The sequence below is a fragment of the Halostella pelagica genome (assembly GCF_004762015.1).
GTDB lineage: Archaea > Halobacteriota > Halobacteria > Halobacteriales > Natronoarchaeaceae > Halostella > Halostella pelagica.
The window spans coordinates 163,000-182,627 of the sequence record NZ_SJES01000001.1; the positions used below are offsets into that span (position 1 = coordinate 163,000).

Sequence of the window (19,628 nt, forward strand, 5' to 3'; positions counted from 1 at the left end):
AAAAGAGGATGTGCAACAACGTGGGCGCGTTGGCTGACACCTGACGGCTCCCGTCGCCGGCCAATCTTCGTACGGAACGATACCCTTTTGCGAGTCCCTCTCAGAAGTGGCTACATGGTCTCACAGACGATGGGTCGCGTTCCGCACGGGCGATAGTATTTCTAACCGGCGTTCTACGGGTGATCGACGATGCTGACTGGGTCCGAGTCAGCCACCGCGACGGGACTCGACGCCATTGCGCTCAAGCCGACTGAGTGCGCCGTCGAGCGAGCGAGCGATCTCCCGTTCGAAACAGTCGCGGTCGACTACGAGGGCCGCGAACACCTCCCGGACGCCGAAACCCTTGCGTCGCTCGCCGAGGGTCACGAGGTGTTTCTGACGACACCGGTACGAGCGGACGGTTTCGACCCGCTCGGCGACGACTCGCTGACCGACTGGATACCCGAGGGCGTTCGTCGCGTCCTCGTCGCGGGCCACCCGGCCTACCTTTCGGAAGCGGAGCGGAGTCGGGCCGTCGCTCCTCGCCTCGGAACGGCGAAAGAGCGCGCGAACGACGCCTGGGTCGGGACGGAGAGCGTCGAACGCATCGCACTGGCGGCAGGCGGCCCCCAGTACGAACTCCTCTCGCGGTCGACTACCCGCGACCTCCGGGCGCTCCGCGCGGCGGGACTCGACGCGGACGTGGTCATCTACGCGCCGACCGTACTGACCGACGACGAAGACGCCGTCCTCGACGCTGTCGGCGACTACTCGGCGCGACGCAAACCCGTCGCCCGCGCGCTTCCCGACGGCGCGGCTACCGACAGCGAGGCGACGGGACGCGCTCGGGACGTGTTGCTGCGGGCGACTCGCGATTACGCGCTCGTCGGGACGCCCGAGACGGTTCGTGAGCGCGTCGCCGAGTTGAAAGAGGCTGGTGCGACGACCGTCGTGGGCTATCCCGCCCGCGGGGTCGACGCGTTCGAGAGACAGGCGTAGCGACTCCGGTCGAGAGTCACAGGCCGAGACGAAAGAACGGCGACGCAGTCGGCTCGTTACAGCGATAGCGCGGCGAAAGACCGCGCGTTTACTCGAGGTCGAAGCGGTCGAGTTTCATCACTTTCTCCCACGTCTCCACGAAGTCGCGCACGAACTTCTCCTCTGCGTCGTCGCTTCCGTAAACCTCCGAAATGGCGCGAAGCCGGGAGTTCGAACCGAAGATGAGGTCCACGCGGGTGCCCTTCCACTTGAGTTCGCCCGTGGCACGGTCGCGCCCCTCGTACACGTTTTCGGCTTCCGAGGCAGGCTCCCACTCCGTGCCCATGTCGAGCAGGTTCACGAAGAAGTCGTTGGTCAGCGTCCCCGGCCGGTCTGTGAAGACGCCGAGGTCGGACTGCTGGTAGTTCGCGTCAAGCGCGCGCATGCCGCCGACCAGAACCGTCATCTCGGACGCAGTCAGGTTCAGTAGCTGCGACTTGTCCACCAGCAACTCCTCCGCCGGATGGTCGTACTCGTCTCCGAAGTAGTTACGGAACCCGTCTATCTTCGGTTTGAGCGCGTCGAACGATTCGACGTCGGTCTGTTCCTGGGAAGCGTCGGTTCGTCCCGGCTCGAACGGGACTTCCACGTCGTACCCGGCGTCCGCCGCCGCCTTCTCGACGGCTGCGTTGCCGCCCAGAACGATGAGGTCGGCGAGCGAGACTCGCGTCTGGTCGGACTGCGAGCCGTTGAAGTCTTCCTGAATCCCTTCGAGGGTCTCCAGTACGGTCGACAGCTGCTCCGGTTCGTTCGCCTCCCAGTTCCGCTGGGGTTCGAGGCGGATGCGCGCGCCGTTCGCTCCGCCGCGCTTGTCGCTGTCGCGGTACGTCGACGCCGACGCCCAGGCGGTCTTGACCAGTTGGGGGACGGACAGGTCCGACCCGAGGATCTCCTCCTTGAGTTCGGCGACCTCCTCGTCCCCGATACGGTCGTAGTCGGCTTCGGGGATAGGGTCTTGCCACAGCATCTCCTCGTCCGGAACTTCCGGGCCGAGGAACCGCGTCGGCGGCCCCATGTCGCGGTGAATCAGCTTGTACCAGGCTTTCTGGAACGCCTTTCCGAACTCCATCGGGCTCTCCTGGAACGTCTCCATTATCTCCCGGTAGTCGGGGTCCCGCTTGAGGGCGATGTCGGTCGTGAGCATCATCGGCGTGACCCCTTCGTCCGGGTCCTGTGCGTCCGGTGCGGAGTCCGCTAGCTCTTCGCTCTTGGGGGTCCACTGCCAGGCACCGCCGGGCCCCTTCTCGGGCTCCCACTCGTAGTCGAGCAGGTTGTTGATGTACCCCATGTCCCACCAAGTCGGGGACTGCGTCCAGGGCCCCTCGATACCGCTGGTGGTGACCTCGCCGTCTTCGGTGGCATCGTTCTGCCAGCCGAGTCCCTGGTTCTCGATGGGGGCCGCCTCCGGTTCGGGGCCGAGTACATCGTCGGGGTTGTCTGCGCCGTGGACTTTCCCGAACGTGTGTCCGCCGGCGATGAGCGCGGCCGTCTGTTTGTCGTTCATCGCCATCCGGGAGAACGTCTGACGGATGTTCTTCGCCGAGGCCTTCGGGTCTGGCTGGCCATCAGGGCCCTCCGGATTCACGTAGATGAGCCCCATCACGGACGCGCCGAGGCCCGTATCGAGTTCTCCGGGGTCGTCGAAGCGCTCGTTCGCTTCCCACTCCTCCTCGGGGCCCCAGTAGACGGAGTCGTCGGGCTCGAAGGCATCCTCGCGCCCGCCGGCGAAGCCGAACGTCTCGAAGCCCATCGACTCGATGGCGACGTTCCCGGCCAGGACTATCAGGTCGGCCCACGAGAGTTTGCGACCGTACTTCTGCTTGATCGGCAAGAGCAGCCGGCGCGCCTTGTCGAGGTTCGCGTTGTCGGGCCAGCTGTTGAGGGGCGCAAAGCGCTGCGTACCGCCGGATGCGCCGCCGCGGCCGTCGCTGGTGCGGTACGTGCCGGCGCTGTGCCAGGCCATTCGAATGAACAGCGGCCCGTAGTGGCCGTAGTCGGCCGGCCACCAGTCCTGCGTCGTCGTCATCAGCTCTTCGAGGTCCGACTTCACCGCTTCGAGGTCGAGTTTCTGGAACTCCTCGGCGTAATCGAAGTCCTCGTCCATCGGACCGACTTCATGAGAGTTCTGGTCGAGAACCTCCAAGTTCAACTGGTTCGGCCACCAGTCGTGATTACGCCCTCTCATTATCCGGCTACCTCCGTGGTACGTACCCGGTTAACCTGGGCCGTCTGCTCCAGGTAGTCGTCCATACGCATCGACCCCTCGGGGCTGGCAGTGCGGGAGTTCTGGTCGTCCGGCACTGGCTCGCCGGAGTTCGTCGTCAACGCGTCTCGTACGGCGTCGAAGTTCGGGTCGCCCATGCCGTGCTTTGGGGTATTGTCTAACATTAATTACTTCTCTCGAAAGATGATTGGACTAGACGATAATAAGGCTTGGGCGCGCGGCGCAAATCTCCGGAATGCGCGGCGAAAGCGACCAATTCCCACGGGGACCGTCGACCCGCCTAGTGACAGCTTTAGGTGGGACGGCAATTACGCTCTTCCGGTTAACAGGTCGGTCCCCAACCGAGCGTCCCTTTCCGCTGTGGAGGCGCGTTCGCCGCTCGTTTTCCTGCCGTTGTCGGGAGCGGTGCGACACTTATTTTCCTCCGTGAACTCCCGTCGACTATGTCCACCGCCACTCACCGGTGTACCTGCGGTGCAACCCTCCAGTACAGACAGGACATGCGGAAGGAGCAAGGCGGCGTCTACCCGACCTGGAAATGCAAGGACTGCGGGACGCCGGTCCCGGGGACGGTCGCCGAGCGTATCAAGCACCAACATCCATCGTAACGCCCGCAGTGTCGCTCTCCGGCGGTACGCGTAAGTGGACCCCGTCCGACCGCTACGTATGGCCAAGCACGTTGCTGTGGTCGGCGGCGGTGCCGTCGGCACGACAGCCGCCTACGACCTCGCAGAGCGCGGAACGGACGTCACGCTGTTCGAACGCGAGGAGATAGCCGCCGGCAGCACGGGTCGCGCGGCGGGGATCGTTTACGACGCGTTCGCCGACAGCGTCGACGCTCGCGTCGCCGACCGCGCCGTCGAGCGCTTCCGCGAATTCTCGGGGGAGGGCGACTTCTCCTTCGAGGTGACGCCGTACGTCTGGCTGGCACGCGAGGGCGACGAACGCCGCGCGGACGCTATCCGTGAGCAGGTCCCCAGAATGCGATCCCACGGGCGGGACGCGGCGCTGGTCGACCCGGAAGAGCTGTCTGCGGAGTGGCCGGCGCTGCGGACTGACGACATCGCTGTCGCCGCCGTCGCGCGAAACGCCGGGCGGGTACGCCCGGAGACGTACCCGCCACTGCTCGCCGAGAAAGCGCGCCAGGCCGGCGCGCGGATCGAAACCGGCGTCGAAGTGTCACTCACGGCCGACCCGCCGGGTGTCACTACCAGGTCGTCGAAGACAGCCCAGGGCGGCGGCGGTTCCGCCGAAGGCGACAGTGAGCACCGCGCGTTCGACGCGGTCCTCGTCGCCGCCGGGGCACAGACGAAACGGATCCTGTCCGAAGCGGGGATCCCGGTCGCGCTGAAACCGTACCGCGTACAGGCGCTAACGACGGCTGGCGGGCCGAGCGGTCGCTCGAACGAGGACGGTCCGGCGGTGCCGATGACCTACGACGCGACAGGCGAGTTCTACCTTCGGCCGTACGGCGACGGTCTACTCGCAGGCGACGGGACCGAAGAGGTCGAAAGCGACCCCGACGACTGGAAACGGGACGGCGACGACGCGTTCGTGTCGTCGATGCGGGACGGCCTCGCACATCGCGTCGGCGTCGACGCCGACGTGACGGACGCCTGGGCCGGCCTCTGTACCGCGACGCCGGACCGCAACCCGTTGCTCGGCGAACTCCGCGACGGGATCTACGTCGCCACCGGGTTCCAGGGCCACGGCTTCATGCGCTCGTCGGCGCTCGGCGAAGTCGCCGCCGAAGCGATACTCGGCGAGGGGGGCATCCCCGACTACGATCCGACTCGCTTTACTGGCGACGAGGAGTTCGACATCGTCGAAGGAATGACCGTCTCCGAGTAGTTGCGCGTCAGTCGCGGCAGTAATTACGCGTCAGTCGCGGCGTCGGCGGTTTCGGAACCAGTGGTGCCGTCTCCGCCGACGGGGTCGGATTTCGGCAGGCGAACGCGGAGTTCTCCCGAACCGGTGAGCGTCGCCGTCGACTCGCCGGGGACGACATCGGCTCCGTCGGGCAGTTCCGCGCGGCCGTCCAGCGAGAGGCCGCGGCCGGGGAACCGCATCTCGTACCCCTCGCGGTACTCCCGGAACCGGTCGATACGGACCATCACGGCGTCGTCGACGAACCGTACCTGAACGTCGCTGCTCGTGGTACCCGGTGCGTCGAACACGACCAGAAACGCCTCGTCGCTTTCCAGTACGTCCGCCGTGAGCGACCGCGACTCCTGAAGGCGACTGGCCGCCCGGCCGACTCGCTTGACGACCGAGTCGCTGACCGACTTGCCGATCTCACGCAGTGTCATCTTGTTCCGAATGACGGGCCGCAGACGCCTAAGTCTGACGCGTTCTCCGAACGCGAGCGGCCGTCGCCGCCCCGCTCACAGTTCGATCAGCTGCAGGCTCTCCGTCTCGGCGCAGTACGGACAGACGAGGTCGTCGACGCTCAGGTCGTCGGGCACGTCGTAGGTGTAGTGGTTCTCGAACATGTCGAGTTCGCAGTTCTCGTTCGTGCACTTGATCTCCTCGGTCTTTGGCATAGATCAGAGTAATCTCGGTACGGGGAAACCGTTTGCGGCAGGGTATGGCGTTGCCGACGCCCGGACCGAGAGTCTCGGACTCTGCCGGATGCCACACCGCCGTTTCCGCACCGTTTTACCCGTCGAGCGTCAACGGAGACGTATGACAGACCCCGCCGACCTCTCCGTGACCATCGTCGACGGTTACGTCGACGAGCCAGCGCATTTCGGGGTCCCGCCGTACGTCTCGACGTACCCCCGGTACACCGCCGGCGCGCTCGTCGACGCGGGCGTCCCGTCGGAGAACATCACGTACCACACCATCGACGAACTCCGCGACGACCGCCACAAGTGGCGCGACGTCGAAGAAGCGGACCTGCTCTGCTACACCGGGGGGATGACCGTCCCCGGGAAGTACGTCGGCGGCACACCGGCCGAACCCGACGAGGTGCGCGAACTCGCGTGGACCGCCGACGGTACCTCGCTGATGGGCGGTCCGGTCCGCTTCGGCGTCGGCGACGCAAACGAGGGCGCGAGCGAAACCGAACGCGACGATCTGGATTTCGACTTCCTCGCCATGGCCGACGTCGAGGCCGCGGCGTACGACATCGTCTCGAACGGGCTCGAAGGGTTCGAGGACCGCTACCGCGGCGTCCCCGAGGAGACGCGCTGGGCGCGCAAGGGGGCGTTTATCGTGGAACAGCATCCGAACCACCCCGACTACCTCATCGCGGAACTAGAAACGTCTCGCGGCTGTCCGTACCGCTGTTCGTTCTGTACGGAACCGATGTACGGCGACCCCGATTTCCGTCCGCCCGAGAGCGTCGTCGACGAGGTGGACGCGCTCTCCGACCGCGGCGTCCAGCATTTCCGCCTCGGTCGCCAGGCCGACATCCTCGCCTACGGCGGCGACGGCGAAGCGCCGAACCCGGACGCGCTCCGCGACCTCTACGGTGGCATCCGCGATGTGGCACCCGACCTCGAAACGCTTCACCTGGACAACATGAACCCCATCACGGTCGTGAAGTGGCCCGAGAAGGCCCGCGAGGGTATCCGGGTCATCGCGGAGCACAACACGCCCGGGGACACGGCGGCGTTCGGTCTCGAATCCGCGGACCCGCTCGTACAGGAGGAGAACAACCTCAACGTCTCCGCCGAGGAGTGCTTCGAAGCGGTCAAGATCGTCAACGAAGAGGCCGGATGGCGGCCGGGAGAGGGGAGCGACGCGACGGGCCCCTCGACCGGCGACGACGCTCCGAACCGCCTTCCGAAACTCCTGCCCGGTATCAACCTCGTCCACGGACTGAAAGGCGAACGGAAGGAGACGTTCGAGCACAACAGGCAGTTCCTCCAGCGCGTCTACGACGAGGGGCTGATGCTCCGCCGCGTGAACATCCGTCAGGTGATGGCGTTCGAGGGCACCGATATGGCCGAGACGGGCGCGGAACTCGCACAGGACCACAAGCAGCAGTTCAAGCAGTACAAACAGGAGGTCCGTGAGGAGATAGACAATCCGATGCTCCAGCGCGTCGCCCCGCCGGGAACCGTCCTGCCGGACGTCACGCTGGAGTACCATCAGGACGGCAAGACGTTCGGCCGGCAACTCGGCACCTACCCGCTGCTCGTCGGTATCCCCGGCGAGCGAGAACTCGGCCGGACCATCGATGTTTCCATCGTCGGCCACGGCTACCGTTCCGTCACCGGCGTCCCCTACCCCCTCGATGTCAACAGCGCGTCGATGGACGAACTCAGGGCGATACCGGGCGTCGGCAGGAGCAGCGCGGGCGACATCGTCGTTAATCGTCCGTACGAGTCGACGGCCGAGGTCGGGGTAGACGCCGACCTGGGCAAGTTCGCGACGGTGCGGTCGCCGGAAGGCGCGGACTAACACCGTCTCGACAGGTGGGATCGCTCGCAACGAAACTTATTGGAGTCGCTGTGGTGCTTCCGCCAAGGGAATGACTGACGGAGATATCTTCAGACAGCGACGGCTAGACAGCGACACCGTCCCTGAGAGGCTGACGCTCGCCGTCTTCAACTCCGACTGTCCGGACGACGTGGTAGCGGCACTGGGCGAAGAGCTCTCCGCCTTTTTCAACGTCGAATCGGTGACCCAGGGCGAGACGCTCAGGGACACCGGAACGGAGTTCGCCGTCATGCACGACGACGTGTTGATCGACGGGCCGATCCTCCACGGCGACCGGTCGGTCGCGGACGTCGACGGGACGGTGATGGGTGCACAACCGGCGGACACCGTCTTCATCGCGGACTACGACGACCGGGAGGGGATGCGAACGCTCTCCCAGCGCATCGAGAAGAAGGCGTGGTGGGCCGGCGACGGAAAACTGTACGCGACGGGCCACCAGCGCCTCTCGATGATGGACGACCAGTGGAACCTGTACGAAAGTATCGCCGACGCCGGAGTGGACGTGACGGTGTTCGACCAGCCGGAGTGGACGCCCGGAAGCCGAGAGGCCCTCACCGTCCGCCCCGAGGGAAGCCACGCCCTGACGGGCACCTGGCTCGTCATCTTCGACGGCGCTGGCAACGATGCGGCGAAAGGCGCACTCGTCGCGACGGAACGCGGGTCGAACACGTACTACGGGCTCTGGACCGTCGACCCTGCCGTCGTCGACCACCTCCAACAGCGCGCGCTCGAAGTCGAGTCCCAGTCGCAGAGATAGCGCGAACGGCAGAGGTGCTACGAGGACAGTGTGACTGCCGAACTACCGCGAGCAGCGTGGGGGTCCCTAGCGCCAGTCGTACAGTTCTACGACCCGGTCATGGCGGTCGGCGAGACCGTTTGGATTCTTCGCCGCGGTGCCGTCGCGCGAACGGGCCGCGAACCCGTCCTTGCAGCCGCGGAGGACACCACCCATCACCGTTCGACCGTTGCCGAGCCAGGCGCTCAGTTCGACATCGCCGCGGAACACGTCCTTCGCGACGCCCGCGGCGTCTCTCAGCGCGAGCCCGGTCATTCGGCGGATCGTGCTGTGGTGGACGCCGTAGTTCTTGCAGAGCTGATAGGCCACCGACTGGTGGCGCCACCCCCAGTCGTACTGCGTTCGGCCGCCGTCAGCCCCGTACTCGCCGCGGACGCTCATCTCGGGAGCCCAGGTGACTGACCGGTCGACCGCCGCGAGTCGATGGGATACGTCGCGGGCCCCGCCGGTTTCGAGGTACTCGTCGAACCCGTCGATAGCCTCGATAGCGTCCCGGTCGAACACGACGTTGTCCCCGTTACAGAAAGAGACCGAACGACCGGCGTACGTGCGGGTCTCCTCGGACTCGGTCGTCATCCCGGCGCGCAGCGTGCGGTGTGTCGGTCCGGTAACGGCGTCAGCGCCGTCAACGAGCGCGTCGGCGGCAGCCTCGTACCAGGACGGTTCGACCGCCAGCCGGTAGCTTATCAGGCCGACAGCGTCACCCGTCGCGACGCCGATACCGGCGTTCCGGGCGACGTTGACGTTCCGGTCCGAGAGTTCGAGGAGGACATCTACGTCTTCGCGTTCGCGGATCATACCGGTCGTCCCGTCCGAGGACGGGCCGTTGACCACGATAGTCTCCGCGGCCGGAACGTGGTCGTTTATTGCGTCCAGGCTCCGTTTCAGTTGCTCTCGGCCGTTCAGTGTCGGGACGACTACCGAGAGCTCCATACCACCCTGTAGGAGAGTGAATGATTAAAAGATCACTGGATACCAGCCAAGGCGTTCACACGACCGACGCGTTCCAGTAGGAAACGGAAGCGAGGCTGTCGCCGACTGGTGATCGATGGACTGCGGTGTCCAGCGACCGAAACGCGCTGGCCATGCTGTTCGGTATCTTCCTGTAAAAGCCGTAGGGAAGAACGAAATCGTGTTCGTCGCCAACGAGCGTTAGACCGGCCCGGTCGAGCAACGAGAGCACCTCCGTTTGCGAGTAGAGCCGCGACCCCATCGGCAACAGCCAGTTGTAGACGCTGCGGCTGCTAAATCGGTTGAACGTGTCGAAAAACACCTGCTCCTTCGAGACGCGACGCATCTCGCTGAGAAACGCCGCAGGGGTGTCCGCGAGGTGGAAAAACCGCATCGCGAACACCGTGTCGAAGTGGTCGTCCGGGAACGGAAGGCGCCCGGCGTCGCCCCGCATGAATTCCAGCGACTCCTCGACGCCTGCCGACTTGGCTTTCTCCCGGCCCTGCTGGAGCATCGGCCCCGAGATATCGAGTCCGACTACGTCCGCACCGCGCTCCGCGAGCATCACGGTGAACCGGCCCGTTCCACAGGCGATTTCGAGAACGCGCTTGCCCTCGACAGGTCCGATAGCGTCGAGAACAGCTTCCTTCTCGCGACGGTCGATGAGTCTTCCCCCGCGCGAGAAACGCTTTTCTTCGTACTCCTCGGCGACATCGGACTCCTGGTACCACTCCTGTCCCTTCACGCTGTAGTGAGTTCTCGTTCCATAGGATAAAACGGTACTGGAGTCGTTCCGACTTACTGACCGAAATTCCTTGTTATTCGGTACCGTAGATCGGCGTATGCCGAAATGCACCACGTGCGGTACGACTCACGACGTAGACAGTCTCGTCAGGCACGAGCGAGGGAACCTGCTTCGCGTCCACTGTCCCGATTGCGAATCGCCGATGGGCCAGTACCGAAACCCGAGCGGCCGTTAATCCCCGCCGGAACGGACCGTCTCGGGTCGTATCCGTATGAGGACTCGTTCACCCGACTCCTCGCCGTGGTTTGGATATTCGTCGACACCCATGTACCGACGTGCGAGTTCGTCGATATGGTCGACCGCACCCTCAGTAGTGACGGCATCGACTGTTCCGGTAACAGAGAGATAGCGGTACGGGTCGTCGGGGTCGAGCATCGACAGCGCCACTGTCGTCCCTTCCTCGACGTTCCGTTCCTTTCGTCGCCCTCGCGCCGTATTGACGAGCATCGACCCCGCTTCTTCGTCGTAGTCGACCCACACTGGAGAAACCTGCGGTCTCCCGTCGGGGTCGTCCGTCACGAAATGCCCGAACGTCTTCTTCTCGAACAGGTCGCGGTGCGTCTCCGGAATCTCGCTCATACATATCGTCTCTCGGCAGGCGAAACAAAAGTCTTCTACAACCCACCTATTACGATAATAATACACCTAATATTCTGTGCATTGTTAGGACCCCCATATAGCCAAGCTTTACTTACCACCTTTGTCGAATAGAGTCCATGAGCACCAGTACGCAGGAGGAGCGCTCGAAAGAAACTGATGACGAAGCCTTATCAGATTCAGAATTCCGCGACCGTCTCTACGAACTCCCGCCGAGTGCGAAACTCGTCGCGAAGGTCCTCGAATCCGACGCACCCCTGTCCCAGGGACAACTCGCCGAGGAGTCGTTACTGCCCGACCGTACCGTTCGGTACGCGTTGAACCGCCTCGAAGACGACGAACTCGTCAACTCACGGTACTCGTTTCAGGACGCGCGGAAGCAGGTCTACTTCCTGAACAACTGACTCTCTCACCCATCGACCGGCCAGCCTTTTGTCTTCGCCACCGAACGCCGGAGCATGACTGGAATAGAGCGGACTGCTGTCCCGTACGACCGCGCACCCGGCGGTGCCACGAACGCGTACGTGGTTGGGTCCGAGGATGCGCTGCTCGTTGACCCGGCCGGCAGGACCGACGAGTTAGACGCGGCTGTCGACGAGCGGTCCGTGGCTCACGTCGCCGTCACGCACGCACACCCGGACCACGTCGGCGGCGTTGCGCACTACGCCGACGCGCTCGACGCCACTGTCTGGTGTCGCGCCGGCCGCGAGGACCGGTTCGAGCGGACGGCGGGTGTCGCCCCCGATAAGACGTTTCGCCCGGGGAGATCGCTCCCCGGAACGGACGGCGCGACCGCTCTCGACACCCCCGGGCACGCGCCCGACCACGTCGCGTTTCGCGTCGGCGACACGGTGCTCGTCGGCGACCTCGCCGTGGCCGAGGGGAGCGTCGCCGTCACCGCGCCCGACGGGGACATGCGTGCCTATCTCATCGCCCTTCGACGGTTGCACGCACAGAACCCCGAGCGACTGCTTCCCGGTCATGGCCCGGCGATCAAGGCACCTCGTGAGACGTTAGATCGTCTCGTTTCACACCGCCGCGACCGCGAGCGCCGCATCGAAACGGCGGTTCGCGGCGGCGCGCGAACGCTGGTCGACATCGTCGACGCAGCGTACGAAAAGGACCTCACCGGCGTCCGCGAAATGGCGGTCCGGACCGTCGAGGCTCACCTGGAGAAACTGGCCGTCGAGGGTCGCGTCGAGTGGGACGGGGAACTGGCGTCCCCGAGGTGTAAGCCTCCAGAGCGGAATTTATAATAAACAATCGAATAGGTTCTTGGCGGGAGGACGCGTCAGTCAAAACGGTATGGACTTCACGTCGTACCCAACCGATCCCGAGGCCGTCGCCCAGCGACGGATGCCGGGCGACCTCCAGTCGTCGCAGACGAAACTCGTCTACTACTACCTTCGAGTCACGGACTGCGAGACGGTCGGCGACCTCTCCGCGGAACTCGACATGAAGCGGATGACCCTGTACGACGTACTCGACACGTTAGACGAGAAGGGATTGGTCCGGCGCGAGGACGAACGGTACCGCACGACGTGACGGGACCCGTTCGCTGACCGCACTCCTTTTGAGTACCCGCGAGTACGGACGAGCATGGAGAGCCTCGAAGCCGAACTCGACCGCGCCCGCGACCTCGACGTCGACGACCTCGCCGACGCCATCGAGTCGATCGGCTTCGAGTGCACCCGCTGTGGGGCGTGCTGCAAGGCCGACGAGGCCGACCCGCACACCGCGACGGTGTTTCCGGACGAGGTACGCGAACTGCAGGACGCCGAGTCCTCAGGCGACTCGACCGAACGGGACTGGCGCGACGTCGCTCGACCGATGCCGTACGGCCTGACGGAGACGGCGGACGGGACCGAAGGCGAGACGTTCGAGTGGGCGCTCCAAACCGACGGCTGCGGCGACTGCACCTTTTACACCGAAGACGCGGACGGCGTCGGCGGGTGTACAGTCCACGAGGACCGGCCGCTTATCTGTCGGACGTACCCGTTCAGCGTCGCGCTCGCCGGAACGAGCCAGCCGATGGGCGAGGCCGTCGACGAGTCCGGCCTCGTCCGCGCTCACGAGTGCGAGGGTCTCGGCCGGGACATTTCGCGGGAGGACGCCGAGGACCTGGCCGCGGCGCTGAAAGAACGGGCCGTCCGCGAACTGGACGAGGCGATCGACGTCCGCGACGAGTACGAACCGGCGGACTCAGCTTCGGGCGAGGTAGTAGTACACGACTCCGAAGGAGCGAAATCCCCCGACGGAACCCTGCGAAAGCGGTAAAAACCCCGCTGACCGGCGATACTTCTTTAATGTATGGCTCCAAGATTTATCGTGGAGGTCTAACCTTGGAAATCTCTGATGAACTCCTGTGTCTGTTCAGCGCCGACGTGACCGTCCAAGACGACAGCTACGTCGTGGAGGTCCCGCGTCGCGAAATCGAAACCGGTTCCGTGAAACCTGGCGAAACTTATCGCGTCGCACTCATCTCTAGCGAGGAAGCGGACGATTCCGATGACGCATCGACCGGTGCGCCGCCGGAACCGCAACCGCCCGTCGAGATCAACGAGACGCGCTACGTCGAGATCGAAGACATCGGCAAGCAGGGCGACGGCATCGCCCGCGTCGAGCGGGGGTACGTCATCATCGTCCCCGGTGCCGACGTCGGCGAGCGCGTGAAGGTCGAAATCACGGAGGTCAAATCCAACTTCGCGGTTGGCGAGATCATCGAAGAAACCTTCTGAAGCGACCGTTTTCCCGGTCGGGGCGCGCAAAGTGCGACCTCTCCCGGCAAAAAGCTCGGCCAAAAAATCCCGCTCGCTCACTCGTTTCTCTCGTTCGCTCACGGTGGCTCTGCGTGCGTAACTGCCTGACGGCCTGCTCTCCGCCCTCGCAAGCGAGGGTTCGGGAGACGAGAAAAACGGGTCCTCCGGCAAATCGTGGCCGGCCAGGACCCCGGAACGCACGCCCCGCCGAACTTCGGCGAGTTGTCGGTCGACTCTACGTCGCGGAGTCCGAACCGCGGTGTCTCCAACTGCACTGTCTCGAACCCCGCGGTGTTTTGCACTGACGGAACCGATCGTCTCGGAGAACTCGCCCCGCGATTTTTTGCCCAGTACGTGCCACAGAGGATCATGGCAGACGAAGCCACTATTCGACCGGCTGAACGTGGAGATATCGACGGTATCCAGCGGGTCGCACGACGCGCATGGGGCGGTGCGTACGGAGGAGTGCTTCCGGAGGACGCGCTGGACGAGATGTTAGCTGTCCACTACTCAGACGAGGTTCTCGGCCGGACGATAGCGTCCTCGAAGCGGAGCCTCTTCGTCGCCGAGGACGACGGAACTATCGTCGGCTACGCCTCCGGCGGCCCCTCGGATATCGACGTGGAGGGAGAACTCAGCATCTATCTCGACCCGGACTGGTGGGGACAGGGGCTCGGAAAGCGACTCCTCGACTGCGTGGCCGAGAGCCTGGCGGAGCAAGACGTCGAGCGCATCGAGGAAAAGGTCCTCGACGAGAACGAGGTCGGAAACGCGTTCTACGAGAAGCATTTCGACCGCGTCGGCCGAGAAGAGATCGAAATCGGCGGGACGACCTGGACGGCGAACGTGTATCGGACGGAGATCGCGTGAGAGACGGACGGCCGCTGTGGGGGCGTTACTGCTCGCTCTCGGCACCGAGCGCGTCGATTACTCGCGCCGCGTTTTTCGAGAACGCTCGGCGCATCTTGTCCTCGGAAACGTCGAGCGTCAGTATCTCCATGACGCCGACGTTGGGGTGAGTGGAGGGCGCGCCGCTGCCGAACAGGACGCGGTCGGGATGTTCGAGGAGGGCGCGCTCCAGTTGCTCGCGATAGCGAACGAAACTCGTGTCGAGGTAGTAGTCGTCGTAGCGGTTCAGCAGGTCGATGGCCTCGCCCATCAGGTCGCGGTTCAGCGGATGCCCGCCGAAGTGCGAGACGATGACGGGGAACGAGCGATCCAACAGAGCGTCCTCGATCACGTCTGGCGGACAGGATTCGCCGCCGTGGACGAGGACGGGGAGGTCGACGGACTCCAGTACGTCTAACACGTCGTCGTCGGGTAGGCCGTCCGTCGCGGGGTCGAGTTTGAACCCGTGGAATCGGTCGTCGTAGGCGTACTGTTCGACGTCGTCGGGGGAGATATGCCACTCCTCGCGTGAGGCCGCGAGATTACGGAGACGCGCTCCGGTCGAATCGCCGGGACTGCGCGGCCCGTTAATGCGTGCGAACGCGACGAACGGCCGTTCGACTGAGAGCCTCGCGACGGCGTTGTTTGCCTGCAGATATCGCTGGTCGTCCGGAACGTCCGGGAACACCACCGAGCGGACGACGCCGGCCTGATGCATCTCCCGCTCCAGGTTGTCCGGCGTGATCGCCCGGCCGCGAACCGCCGACTCGTCGTCCGTGTTCAGGCGCGCGTGACTGTCGACCACGCGGAACCGGTGTTCCAACTCTAACATCTATTCTTCATTTCCGTTCCACGGTATTTTTGAATACCGGTTGGTTTCTGACGCGGCCGCGGGGACACTCTCCACCGCAGACGGACCAGAGCGGCGGAAAGCCCCCGTCAGTGTCCCGTTCCCATCAGATCGCTAACAGAACTTTTATATAGAACCGCAAACGATTCCTCTCCGAGGATTCACCATGGCAGATTCGAACCCCCAGCAGCGCATGGGTGGACGGCCCATGTTCGTGCTGTCGGAGGACAGCCAACGAACACACGGTGAAGACGCGCAGCAGTCGAACATTTCGGCCGGGAAAGCGGTCAACGAGTCGGTCCGAACTACGCTCGGCCCCCGAGGGATGGACAAGATGCTCGTCAGCGACGGCGATGTCGTCATCACGAACGACGGCGCGACCATCCTTCAGGAGATGGATATCGAGCATCCCGCCGCCGAGATGATAGTCGAAGTCGCCGAGAGTCAGGAGGACGAAGTCGGAGACGGCACGACGACCGCCGCCGTCCTCGCCGGCCAGTTGCTCGCGAAGGCCGAGACCCTTCTCGAAGACGACATCCATCCGACGACGATAGTCGAGGGGTACCACGAGGCCGCCGAGATCGCGGTCGAAACCGTCGATCAGACGGCGCTCGACGTCGAGGTCGACGACGACCTGCTGGCGCAGGTCGCACAGAGCAGCATGACCGGCAAAGGAACGGGCGGCGTCGCCGCGAGCAGCCTCGCGGAGTCCGTCGTCGACGCAGTCCGTCACGCGGAGCGAAACAGCGTCGTCGACCGGGACGCCGTCACGGTCTACGCTCGCGTCGGCGCGAGTTCGACGGCGACCGAACTCGTCGAGGGGATCGTTCTCGAAGAGGATCCGGCGACCGACGCGATGCCGTCGGAAGTCGAGAACGCTACTATCGCCGTCCTCGACGTCGACCTCGAAGTCCGAACCGGTAACGTCGGCGCGGAGTTCTCGGTGGATTCAGTCGACCAGTTGACCGCCGCCCGAGAGTCCGAGGAGCGCGAACTACGCGAGTACGCGGAGACGCTCGACGACGCCGGGGTGGACGTGGTCTTCTCAACCGGCGACATCGACGACCGCGTCGCAGGCTATCTCGGCAAACGCGGCATTCTCGCGTTCGAGAGCCTCTCTGACGGCGACGCGCAGGGGATCGCCCGCGCAACCGGTGCGAGCCGGATCGGAGCGCTCGACGACCTCAGTGAGGAGGACTTCGGTACGGCTGACCGCGTCCGAACGGAGACGTTCGGCGAGGACGAACTGGCGTTCATCGAGGGCGGTTCGGCGGCCGAGGCCGTCAGCCTCTTCGTGCGCGGCGGCACCGAACACGTCGCCGACGAACTGGAGCGCGCGATCACGGACGCAGTCGACGTCGTCGCGGCTGCGGTCGAGACCGGCGGGGTCGTCCCCGGTGCCGGCGCAACGGAGATCGCTATCGCGGACGCCGTCCGCGACGCTGCGACGGGGACCGAGGGCCGGAGGCAACTCGCCATCGAAGCGTTCGCCGACGCGGTCGACGTGCTCCCCCGAACGCTCGCCGAAAACACCGGAATGGACCCGATCGACGCGCTCGTCGACCTGCGGGCGACGTACGACGCTCACGGACGAGCGGGCATCATCGCGACAGAGCGAACCGGTGAGATCGGCGACCCCGTCGAGGCGGGCGTCGTCGACCCCGCCGCGGTCAAGAGAGAGGCAGTCGAGTCTGCTGTGGAGGCGGCGACGATGATCGCTCGCATCGACGACGTCATCTCGGCGGAGTGACCGGCCGACTGTTCGGCGACGACACTACTCCTCGACGACGATCGTCCCTTCCATCCCCGCCCTCTCGTGCGGGACGCAGAAGTAGTCGTGTTCGCCCGCCGTCTCGAAGGTGCGGACGTACGACTGCCCGGACTGCACCGCACCCTCGCCGTTTTCCCACCCCTTGCGCGCGGCGTCCTCGCTCTCGAACCCGCCGGACGCCCAGTACGCGGCGTCGTCCGGAATGTCTGCCCCGTACGCGGTGACGCTGTGGGGTTCGCCCGCCGCGTGTTCGAAGGCGACGGTGTCGCCGGCGGCGACCGTCAGTTCCTCCGGTTCGTAGGCGACCCTCTGCATCGACACGACGTGGTCAGCGTCGTCCGGGACTCCGTCGACGACGTTCGGCCCGCCCGAGAGCGACTGTTCGTCGCCGTCGTCCCCGTTTTCGCCGGAGGATTCGTCGAGAGGGGCGTCGTCCGGAGCGCCGACAACGGCGAACTGCGCGCGGAGCGTCGCGTCGGCGTAGGCAGCGGCCGCCTCCGACGCGCCGTCACCCTCTTCTAGCGCGGCCGCGTAGTTCTCTAGAGCATCCTCGAACGTCTCGTACGCCTCGGCGTCAGCTGATTCGAGGGCGTCGTGAACGCGGGCCTCCTCGAACGCCGAAAACGCGTCCTGCATCGTCCGCGCGGCCGCGTCCGTCCCGCCGCCTCCGCCGTTCGTGAGGACGGCGTCGAGCGCGACGAGCGCGGCTTCGTGAAAGCGCTCCGCCGCCGCCAGTACGTCGCCGCCGCTCGACGCCGACTCGCCGACTGCGGCCAGTTCGTCCTCGAACGTCTCGTACGCCTCGTGGTCGGCGGTTTCGAGCGCTTCGTGGTACCCGCCGGCACCGGCCTCGAAGACGGCGAGAGCGTCCTCGGCAACCGCCGACGCCCGGTCGTGCTCGTCGAGTGCGGTCAGCGCGGCGGCGTCGAAGGCCCGTCCCGCGAAAAAGGACGTCTCGGCACCGGCGACGAGACGGTCGCCGCCGACGGCCGCCTCGAACTCCAATAGGGCGGACTGGACGCCGTCGTAGTGCGACTCTACGCCGTTATCGTTCTCCTCCTCCATCGCCTCGACCAACTTTTCGAGGTGGTCGTGTTCGAACCGGTCGTACAGCGATTCGTCCGTCTCCTCCATCGCCTCGTGGAACCCCGCCTCGTCCGCTTCGAACCGCTCGAACAGTCCACGGGCGACCGCGACGGCGGCGTCGGCCGCGCCGAGTCGGTACAGTTCGAGCACGTCGGCGAAGCGCGCGCGGAAGAACCCCGACTGGAGCACGGCCGCAGGCTCGCCGCCGACGAGGGCGTCGACGCCGGCCCGGAGGTTCTCGTCGACCGCCGCAAGCGCCTCGTCGGCGGCGCTCCCGTCACCGTCGGCGAGCGCAGACTGGAGGTCTCCCAGACCGTCCTCGAACCCCTCGTACGCGTCGTCGTCGGCTGCTTCCAGCGCGTCGTGGGCGTCGGCGGCCTCGAAGTGTGAGAAGGCGGCCTCGGCCGTCGTCGCGGCGGCGTCCGTCGCACCTTGGGCCGCCAGCCAGCGGGCGTCGGACGCCAGAACGCGGTACACCGTCAGCGCTGCGGCGTGGCCGAACGCCTTGCCGGGTCCGCCGAGCGCCGACAGTGCCGCAGCGTCGCGGCCGCGAGCGCCGAACGCGGCGAGGTGGCCGGCGTTCGCTACCTCCTCATCTGTCGCGTCGTAGGAAGCCGCCATCGCGGCCGAGAACGCCGCGTTCGCCTCCTCCGCCGCCGCCTCCGCGTCGCCTCCGTTCGCGGCTTCGACTGCGCCAGACAGCGCGTCGGCGAAGTCCTCTGCCCGGTCAGTCACGCCGGACGACTCGGCGTCGTCCAGGGCGGACTGTCCGACGGACGCCGCTGCATCGGTTCGTCCCGCGGTAGTAAGCGCCGCGACATCCGCCGCCCGTGCGCCGTACTGCTGGAGAGCGAGCGCCGTCGCCGCGTCCTCCCCCGTGAGCGCCTCCTGTGCGTCGGCGAGAGACTCGCTCGCCCGGTCGGCCGCGTCCCGGGCCCGAGCCACGTCGCCGTCTTCGAGGCCGTCCGTTCGGAGCGCGCCGAGTCCGCCTTCGAACCCCTCGTAGGCGTCCTCGTCAGTTCTTTCGAGGAGTTCGTGAGCGCCGTACTCGCCGCCCGCGTTCTCGAAGTCCTCGAACGTCTCGCCCGCGACGCGAGCGCCGGCAGCAGCGTCTCCCGCCTCGCCGAGCGCCACCGCATCGTACAGGCGCGCCCGGTACACGTTCCACTCCGCCGCAACGGCCGCTTCGGGGCCGCGATCCGAGTCGTCGGACCCGTCGTCTTCGGTGGGGTTTTCGTCGTCATTTTCGGCTTCATCGTCAGAACTAGAGCAGCCGGCCAGTCCGAGACCGATGCCGACCGCACCGATCGATCGCAACAGGTCGCGTCGCTGATGGCGCATATATGATTTAGGCCAGCCTAAAAGAATAAATCCACCGATCTTTAGGCCGGCCTAATGCAACGCGGAGAACAGAGGCTGGGATAGAGTCGGACGC

The 19,628-nt window shown here is 65.5% G+C and carries 21 protein-coding genes; 12 read left to right on the forward strand and 9 right to left on the reverse strand.

The genetic code is table 11. The features are described from left to right. Window positions 1-189: 189 nt before the first annotated feature. Window positions 190-978: a DUF7388 family protein gene (locus EYW42_RS00890; RefSeq protein WP_135533372.1), complete on the forward strand. Its 789-nt coding sequence runs from the start codon at window positions 190-192 to the stop codon at window positions 976-978. An 88-nt stretch (window positions 979-1,066) separates the two neighbouring features. Here EYW42_RS00890 and katG read toward each other — a convergent pair whose 3' ends face one another. Then, window positions 1,067-3,202 (reverse strand): catalase/peroxidase HPI, encoded by a 2,136-nt coding sequence (gene katG, locus EYW42_RS00895; protein ID WP_135533373.1) that lies wholly within the window; start codon window positions 3,200-3,202, stop codon window positions 1,067-1,069. Continuing rightward, window positions 3,202-3,405, reverse strand: coding sequence for a hypothetical protein (locus EYW42_RS00900; RefSeq protein ID WP_135533374.1), 204 nt, complete (start codon window positions 3,403-3,405; stop codon window positions 3,202-3,204). Before EYW42_RS00900 ends, katG begins: the two co-directional genes overlap by 1 nt. A gap of 279 nt (window positions 3,406-3,684) precedes the next feature. Between EYW42_RS00900 and EYW42_RS19615 the strand changes: the two genes are divergently transcribed. Together EYW42_RS19615 and EYW42_RS00905 are read left to right on the forward strand one after the other, a co-directional pair. After that, window positions 3,685-3,849, forward strand: coding sequence for a hypothetical protein (locus EYW42_RS19615; protein ID WP_168192936.1), 165 nt, complete (start codon window positions 3,685-3,687; stop codon window positions 3,847-3,849). Window positions 3,850-3,907: 58 nt separating this feature from the next. After that, window positions 3,908-5,092, forward strand: coding sequence for an NAD(P)/FAD-dependent oxidoreductase (locus tag EYW42_RS00905; RefSeq protein ID WP_135533375.1), 1,185 nt, complete (start codon window positions 3,908-3,910; stop codon window positions 5,090-5,092). Window positions 5,093-5,115: 23 nt separating this feature from the next. Here EYW42_RS00905 and EYW42_RS00910 read toward each other — a convergent pair whose 3' ends face one another. Both EYW42_RS00910 and EYW42_RS19620 read right to left on the reverse strand, forming a co-directional pair. After that, window positions 5,116-5,550 (reverse strand): Hsp20/alpha crystallin family protein, encoded by a 435-nt coding sequence (locus tag EYW42_RS00910; RefSeq protein ID WP_135533376.1) that lies wholly within the window; start codon window positions 5,548-5,550, stop codon window positions 5,116-5,118. A gap of 75 nt (window positions 5,551-5,625) precedes the next feature. After that, complete coding sequence (locus EYW42_RS19620) at window positions 5,626-5,784, reverse strand: DUF7559 family protein (protein ID WP_168192935.1); 159 nt, start codon at window positions 5,782-5,784, stop codon at window positions 5,626-5,628. 142 nt (window positions 5,785-5,926) lie between these two features. Here EYW42_RS19620 and EYW42_RS00915 point away from each other — a divergent pair, with 142 nt between their 5' ends. Both EYW42_RS00915 and EYW42_RS00920 read left to right on the forward strand, forming a co-directional pair. Continuing rightward, window positions 5,927-7,651, forward strand: a complete 1,725-nt coding sequence (locus tag EYW42_RS00915) for a radical SAM protein (RefSeq protein ID WP_135533377.1) — start codon at window positions 5,927-5,929, stop codon at window positions 7,649-7,651. A gap of 70 nt (window positions 7,652-7,721) precedes the next feature. Continuing rightward, window positions 7,722-8,447, forward strand: a complete 726-nt coding sequence (locus tag EYW42_RS00920; RefSeq protein WP_135533378.1) for a hypothetical protein — start codon at window positions 7,722-7,724, stop codon at window positions 8,445-8,447. A gap of 66 nt (window positions 8,448-8,513) precedes the next feature. On the opposite strand, the gene EYW42_RS00925 is transcribed toward EYW42_RS00920, so the two are convergent. The 3 genes from EYW42_RS00925 to EYW42_RS00935 all read right to left on the reverse strand — a co-directional run bounded on the left by EYW42_RS00925 (window position 8,514) and on the right by EYW42_RS00935 (window position 10,821). Beyond that, on the reverse strand, window positions 8,514-9,419 hold the full coding sequence (locus EYW42_RS00925; RefSeq protein WP_135533379.1) for a glycosyltransferase family 2 protein: 906 nt from the start codon (window positions 9,417-9,419) through the stop codon (window positions 8,514-8,516). Between the two features lie 55 nt (window positions 9,420-9,474). Next, the gene (locus tag EYW42_RS00930) at window positions 9,475-10,182 is read right to left on the reverse strand and encodes a class I SAM-dependent methyltransferase (protein ID WP_135533380.1); all 708 of its coding nucleotides are present in this window, start codon (window positions 10,180-10,182) and stop codon (window positions 9,475-9,477) included. A 231-nt stretch (window positions 10,183-10,413) separates the two neighbouring features. Beyond that, complete coding sequence (locus EYW42_RS00935) at window positions 10,414-10,821, reverse strand: pyridoxamine 5'-phosphate oxidase family protein (RefSeq protein WP_135533381.1); 408 nt, start codon at window positions 10,819-10,821, stop codon at window positions 10,414-10,416. A 137-nt stretch (window positions 10,822-10,958) separates the two neighbouring features. On the opposite strand from EYW42_RS00935, the gene EYW42_RS00940 reads away from it, so the two are divergent. From EYW42_RS00940 to EYW42_RS00965, 6 genes are all read left to right on the forward strand, one after another. Next, window positions 10,959-11,243: a winged helix-turn-helix domain-containing protein gene (locus tag EYW42_RS00940; protein ID WP_135533382.1), complete on the forward strand. Its 285-nt coding sequence runs from the start codon at window positions 10,959-10,961 to the stop codon at window positions 11,241-11,243. A 54-nt stretch (window positions 11,244-11,297) separates the two neighbouring features. Next, on the forward strand, window positions 11,298-12,095 hold the full coding sequence (locus EYW42_RS00945; RefSeq protein ID WP_135533383.1) for an MBL fold metallo-hydrolase: 798 nt from the start codon (window positions 11,298-11,300) through the stop codon (window positions 12,093-12,095). 49 nt (window positions 12,096-12,144) lie between these two features. After that, window positions 12,145-12,384 carry a helix-turn-helix domain-containing protein gene (locus EYW42_RS00950; protein WP_135533384.1) on the forward strand — a complete coding sequence of 80 codons (240 nt, stop codon included), beginning with the start codon at window positions 12,145-12,147 and terminating at the stop codon, window positions 12,382-12,384. Window positions 12,385-12,438: 54 nt separating this feature from the next. After that, the gene (locus EYW42_RS00955) at window positions 12,439-13,116 is read left to right on the forward strand and encodes a YkgJ family cysteine cluster protein (RefSeq protein ID WP_135533385.1); all 678 of its coding nucleotides are present in this window, start codon (window positions 12,439-12,441) and stop codon (window positions 13,114-13,116) included. A 65-nt stretch (window positions 13,117-13,181) separates the two neighbouring features. Then, window positions 13,182-13,577, forward strand: coding sequence for a TRAM domain-containing protein (locus EYW42_RS00960; RefSeq protein WP_135533386.1), 396 nt, complete (start codon window positions 13,182-13,184; stop codon window positions 13,575-13,577). Window positions 13,578-13,967: 390 nt separating this feature from the next. Further along, complete coding sequence (locus EYW42_RS00965) at window positions 13,968-14,468, forward strand: GNAT family N-acetyltransferase (RefSeq protein WP_135533387.1); 501 nt, start codon at window positions 13,968-13,970, stop codon at window positions 14,466-14,468. Between the two features lie 25 nt (window positions 14,469-14,493). On the opposite strand, the gene EYW42_RS00970 is transcribed toward EYW42_RS00965, so the two are convergent. After that, on the reverse strand, window positions 14,494-15,318 hold the full coding sequence (locus EYW42_RS00970; protein ID WP_135533388.1) for an amidohydrolase family protein: 825 nt from the start codon (window positions 15,316-15,318) through the stop codon (window positions 14,494-14,496). 226 nt (window positions 15,319-15,544) lie between these two features. Between EYW42_RS00970 and thsA the strand changes: the two genes are divergently transcribed. Then, on the forward strand, window positions 15,545-17,086 hold the full coding sequence (gene thsA, locus EYW42_RS00975) for a thermosome subunit alpha (RefSeq protein ID WP_135534014.1): 1,542 nt from the start codon (window positions 15,545-15,547) through the stop codon (window positions 17,084-17,086). A gap of 24 nt (window positions 17,087-17,110) precedes the next feature. Here thsA and EYW42_RS00980 read toward each other — a convergent pair whose 3' ends face one another. Further along, window positions 17,111-19,534: a DUF5059 domain-containing protein gene (locus tag EYW42_RS00980; protein WP_135533389.1), complete on the reverse strand. Its 2,424-nt coding sequence runs from the start codon at window positions 19,532-19,534 to the stop codon at window positions 17,111-17,113. Window positions 19,535-19,628 lie beyond the last annotated feature (94 nt).